Annotated in this window: 1 tRNA gene and 4 rRNA genes; all 5 read right to left on the bottom strand. The window is 49.0% G+C overall.

The annotated features are described in order from the left end of the window. A 16S ribosomal RNA gene (locus tag OJ16_RS19555) occupies window positions 1-337 on the bottom strand; the annotation flags it as partial. Window positions 338-733: 396 nt separating this feature from the next. Further along, window positions 734-849: ribosomal RNA gene (gene rrf / locus OJ16_RS19550) — 5S ribosomal RNA — on the bottom strand. A 91-nt stretch (window positions 850-940) separates the two neighbouring features. Further along, a 23S ribosomal RNA gene (locus OJ16_RS19545) occupies window positions 941-3,835 on the bottom strand. A 298-nt stretch (window positions 3,836-4,133) separates the two neighbouring features. Next, window positions 4,134-4,209, bottom strand: a tRNA-Glu gene (locus OJ16_RS19540). Between the two features lie 68 nt (window positions 4,210-4,277). Continuing rightward, window positions 4,278-5,824, bottom strand: a 16S ribosomal RNA gene (locus OJ16_RS19535). Between the last annotated feature and the right edge of the window lie 326 nt (window positions 5,825-6,150).

Raw genomic sequence — 6,150 nt, 5'->3', positions numbered from 1 at the left:
GGACCGTGTCTCAGTTCCAGTGTGGCTGATCATCCTCTCAGACCAGCTAGGGATCGTCGCCTTGGTGAGCCATTACCTCACCAACTAGCTAATCCCACCTGGGCTAATCTTAACGCGAGAGGCCCGAAGGTCCCCCTCTTTGGCCCGTAGGCATCATGCGGTATTAGCTATCGTTTCCAATAGTTATCCCCCACGTTAAGGCATATTCCCAGGCATTACTCACCCGTCCGCCGCTCGTCAGCAAAGAAAGCAAGCTTTCTTCCTGTTACCGCTCGACTTGCATGTGTTAGGCCTGCCGCCAGCGTTCAATCTGAGCCATGATCAAACTCTTCAATTTAAGATTTTGTCGGCTCAATGAATACTGACTTCAAAACTGTTCTTACCCGAAAGTAAGAAGTAATTTTAAAGCTATTACCATTCCAACAGAATGGTAATGAATTGACTGTGCCAAATAACTACAAGTAGCTATTTGTATTGGTCACTCAGTTCATTGAACCCAATGGTGTTTCCGAAGAAACAGTCATTGCCTAAGCAATAACTTATTGGATTATCATCAACGAGTGCCCACACAGATTGATAGGTTTATATTGTTAAAGAGCTTTGCTTTCAGTGCCTTAGCACGTCAGCGAGGTGCGTATAATACGCTTCCCACTTTGAAAGTCAACATAAAACTCTAAGAAAACTTAAAACTTTATGGTGACTTGCTTATTAAATAAGCAAGTGCGAATTTAAAGCCTGGCGATGTCCTACTCTCACATGGGGAAACCCCACACTACCATCGGCGCTATTGCGTTTCACTTCTGAGTTCGGCATGGAATCAGGTGGGTCCGCAACGCTATGGTCGCCAAGCAAATTCTTTAATTCGGAAAGCTGTCTTATGTTCTCACACACATTCAATCATGTTCTTGCATTGAGTCCTACAAAACCCCTTGGGTGTTGTATGGTTAAGCCTCACGGGCAATTAGTACAGGTTAGCTCAACGCCTCACAGCGCTTACACACCCTGCCTATCAACGTTCTAGTCTCGAACAACCCTTTAGGGCACTTAAAGTGCCAGGGAAAACTCATCTCAAGGCTCGCTTCGCGCTTAGATGCTTTCAGCGCTTATCGATTCCGAACTTAGCTACCGGGCAATGCCACTGGCGTGACAACCCGAACACCAGAGGTTCGTCCACTCCGGTCCTCTCGTACTAGGAGCAGCCCCTTTCAATTTTCCAACGCCCACGGCAGATAGGGACCGAACTGTCTCACGACGTTCTAAACCCAGCTCGCGTACCACTTTAAATGGCGAACAGCCATACCCTTGGGACCGACTTCAGCCCCAGGATGTGATGAGCCGACATCGAGGTGCCAAACACCGCCGTCGATATGAACTCTTGGGCGGTATCAGCCTGTTATCCCCGGAGTACCTTTTATCCGTTGAGCGATGGCCCTTCCATACAGAACCACCGGATCACTATGACCTACTTTCGTACCTGCTCGAACCGTCATTCTCGCAGTTAAGCGGGCTTATGCCATTGCACTAACCACACGATGTCCAACCGTGTTTAGCCCACCTTCGTGCTCCTCCGTTACTCTTTGGGAGGAGACCGCCCCAGTCAAACTACCCACCAGGCACTGTCCGTAACCCCGATAAGGGGCCAACGTTAGAACATCAAGCATACAAGGGTGGTATTTCAAGATTGCCTCCACAAATACTGGCGTACTTGCTTCAAAGGCTCCCACCTATCCTACACATGTAGGGTCAATGTTCAGTGCCAAGCTGTAGTAAAGGTTCACGGGGTCTTTCCGTCTAGCCGCGGGTACACTGCATCTTCACAGCGATTTCAATTTCACTGAGTCTCGGGTGGAGACAGCGTGGCCATCATTACGCCATTCGTGCAGGTCGGAACTTACCCGACAAGGAATTTCGCTACCTTAGGACCGTTATAGTTACGGCCGCCGTTTACCGGGGCTTCGATCAAGAGCTTCGACCGAAGTCTAACCCCATCAATTAACCTTCCGGCACCGGGCAGGCGTCACACCGTATACGTCATCTTACGATTTTGCACAGTGCTGTGTTTTTAATAAACAGTTGCAGCCACCTGGTATCTGCGACTCCCAATAGCTCCATCCGCGAGGGACTTCACCGTCGAGAGCGTACCTTCTCCCGAAGTTACGGTACCATTTTGCCTAGTTCCTTCACCCGAGTTCTCTCAAGCGCCTTGGTATTCTCTACCCGACCACCTGTGTCGGTTTGGGGTACGATTTCTTATAATCTGAAGCTTAGAGGCTTTTCCTGGAAGCATGGCATCAATGACTTCACTACCGTAGTAGCTCGACATCGTATCTCAGCGTTAGATAGCGGTCCGGATTTACCTAAACCACCCGCCTACGTACTTGAACCTGGACAACCGTCGCCAGGCCCACCTAGCCTTCTCCGTCCCCCCATCGCAATTATAAGAAGTACGGGAATATTAACCCGTTTCCCATCGACTACGCCTTTCGGCCTCGCCTTAGGGGTCGACTTACCCTGCCCCGATTAACGTTGGACAGGAACCCTTGGTCTTCCGGCGAGGAGGTTTTTCACCCCCTTTATCGTTACTCATGTCAGCATTCGCACTTCTGATACGTCCAGCATGCTTTACAACACACCTTCAACCGCTTACAGAACGCTCCCCTACCCAATGAAGTAAACTTCATTGCCGCAGCTTCGGTTTATTACTTAGCCCCGTTACATCTTCCGCGCAGGCCGACTCGACTAGTGAGCTATTACGCTTTCTTTAAATGATGGCTGCTTCTAAGCCAACATCCTAGCTGTCTAAGCCTTCCCACATCGTTTCCCACTTAGTAATAATTTGGGACCTTAGCTGGCGGTCTGGGTTGTTTCCCTCTCCACGACGGACGTTAGCACCCGCCGTGTGTCTCCCGGATAGTACTTACTGGTATTCGGAGTTTGCAAAGGGTTGGTAAGTCGGGATGACCCCCTAGCCTTAACAGTGCTCTACCCCCAGTAGTATTCGTCCGAGGCGCTACCTAAATAGCTTTCGGGGAGAACCAGCTATCTCCAGGTTTGATTGGCCTTTCACCCCTAGCCACAAGTCATCCGCTAATTTTTCAACATTAGTCGGTTCGGTCCTCCAATTGATGTTACTCAATCTTCAACCTGCCCATGGCTAGATCACCTGGTTTCGGGTCTAATTCTAGCAACTATACGCCCAGTTAAGACTCGGTTTCCCTACGGCTCCCCTAAACGGTTAACCTTGCTACTAAAATTAAGTCGCTGACCCATTATACAAAAGGTACGCAGTCACGGGACGCAATGCCCGCTCCTACTGCTTGTACGTACACGGTTTCAGGTTCTATTTCACTCCCCTCACAGGGGTTCTTTTCGCCTTTCCCTCACGGTACTGGTTCACTATCGGTCAGTCAGTAGTATTTAGCCTTGGAGGATGGTCCCCCCATATTCAGACAGGATAACACGTGTCCCGCCCTACTCGTTTTCACTTAATATGCGTTGCCGGTTACGGGGCTATCACCCTGTGTCGCACAACTTTCCAGAAGTTTCACCTGACGCATAAAACGCTTAAGGGCTAATCCAATTTCGCTCGCCGCTACTTTCGGAATCTCGGTTGATTTCTCTTCCTCGGGGTACTTAGATGTTTCAGTTCCCCCGGTTCGCCTCATTAACCTATGTATTCAGTTAATGATACGTGCTTATGCACGTGGGTTTCCCCATTCAGAAATCCCAGACTCAAATGGTTGTTACTACCTAATCTGGGCTTATCGCAAGTTACTACGTCTTTCATCGCCTCTGACTGCCAAGGCATCCACCGTGTACGCTTAGTCACTTAACCATACAACCCGAAGGAGTTTCGTTAAACAACCAAGTTGTCTCTCTATTTTATGAGTGAGAGACGTTCGATTTTGCCGGACTCAATTTCGAATAATCATCATAAATGATGATATTGCCAAGAACACTTGAATGTGTTTTTTGGTGTTTACCATATAGGTAAACATTGAGAACTTTTTTTTGATAACAACATTGTTGTTATCAGTCAGCTTTCCAAATTGTTAAAGAGCAAGTTTGTTTCAACAGAAACTAACCATTTTTAAAAACTCTCAATAGGTAATTACCTAAAGAATGCTTAAAGATGGTATCCCGTAGGGGAGTCGAACCCCTGTTACCGCCGTGAAAGGGCGGTGTCCTAGGCCTCTAGACGAACGGGACACTAGTTATCTCTTAAACTTTATAAACATATCAATCTGTGTGGACACTCATCGTGAGTAATCATCGTATAAGGAGGTGATCCAGCGCCAGGTTCCCCTAGCGCTACCTTGTTACGACTTCACCCCAGTCATGAACCACAAAGTGGTGAGCGTCCTCCTCGAAAGGTTAAACTACCCACTTCTTTTGCAGCCCACTCCCATGGTGTGACGGGCGGTGTGTACAAGGCCCGGGAACGTATTCACCGTGACATTCTGATTCACGATTACTAGCGATTCCGACTTCATGGAGTCGAGTTGCAGACTCCAATCCGGACTACGACGCACTTTTTGGGATTCGCTCACCATCGCTGGTTGGCAGCCCTCTGTATGCGCCATTGTAGCACGTGTGTAGCCCTACTCGTAAGGGCCATGATGACTTGACGTCGTCCCCACCTTCCTCCGGTTTATCACCGGCAGTCTCCCTGGAGTTCCCGACATTACTCGCTGGCAAACAAGGATAAGGGTTGCGCTCGTTGCGGGACTTAACCCAACATTTCACAACACGAGCTGACGACAGCCATGCAGCACCTGTCTTAGAGTTCCCGAAGGCACACCTGCGTCTCCGCTGGCTTCTCTAGATGTCAAGAGTAGGTAAGGTTCTTCGCGTTGCATCGAATTAAACCACATGCTCCACCGCTTGTGCGGGCCCCCGTCAATTCATTTGAGTTTTAATCTTGCGACCGTACTCCCCAGGCGGTCTACTTAACGCGTTAGCTCCGAAAGCCACGGCTCAAGGCCACAACCTCCAAGTAGACATCGTTTACGGCGTGGACTACCAGGGTATCTAATCCTGTTTGCTCCCCACGCTTTCGCATCTGAGTGTCAGTGTCTGTCCAGGGGGCCGCCTTCGCCACCGGTATTCCTTCAGATCTCTACGCATTTCACCGCTACACCTGAAATTCTACCCCCCTCTACAGCACTCTAGTCCGCCAGTTTCAAATGCAATTCCGAGGTTGAGCCCCGGGCTTTCACATCTGACTTAACGAACCACCTGCATGCGCTTTACGCCCAGTAATTCCGATTAACGCTCGCACCCTCCGTATTACCGCGGCTGCTGGCACGGAGTTAGCCGGTGCTTCTTCTGTCGCTAACGTCAAACACCTACGCTATTAACGCAAATGCCTTCCTCACGACTGAAAGTACTTTACAACCCGAAGGCCTTCTTCATACACGCGGCATGGCTGCATCAGGCTTGCGCCCATTGTGCAATATTCCCCACTGCTGCCTCCCGTAGGAGTCTGGACCGTGTCTCAGTTCCAGTGTGGCTGATCATCCTCTCAGACCAGCTAGGGATCGTCGCCTTGGTGAGCCATTACCTCACCAACTAGCTAATCCCACCTGGGCTAATCTTAACGCGAGAGGCCCGAAGGTCCCCCTCTTTGGCCCGTAGGCATCATGCGGTATTAGCTATCGTTTCCAATAGTTATCCCCCACGTTAAGGCATATTCCCAGGCATTACTCACCCGTCCGCCGCTCGTCAGCAAAGAAAGCAAGCTTTCTTCCTGTTACCGCTCGACTTGCATGTGTTAGGCCTGCCGCCAGCGTTCAATCTGAGCCATGATCAAACTCTTCAATTTAAGATTTTGTCGGCTCAATGAATACTGACTTCAAAACTGTTCTTACTCGAAAGTAAGAAGTAATTTTAAAGCTATTACCATTCCAACAGAATGGTAATGAATTGACTGTGCCAAGATTAAGTAAACTTAATCTCGATTGGTCACTCAGTTCATTGAACCCAATTGTGTTTCCGAAGAAACAGTCATTGCCTAAGCAATAACTTATTGGATTATCATCAACGAGTGCCCACACAGATTGATAGGTTTATATTGTTAAAGAGCTTTGCTTTCAGTGCCTTAGCACGTCAGCGAGGTGCGTATAATACGCTTCCCACTTTGAAAGTCAA

Source organism: Vibrio renipiscarius, from assembly GCF_000827885.1.
Taxonomy (GTDB): domain Bacteria; phylum Pseudomonadota; class Gammaproteobacteria; order Enterobacterales; family Vibrionaceae; genus Vibrio; species Vibrio renipiscarius.
The sequence above is the reverse complement of the archived record's forward strand: the minus strand, read 5'-3'. Positions and strand labels throughout refer to the sequence as shown.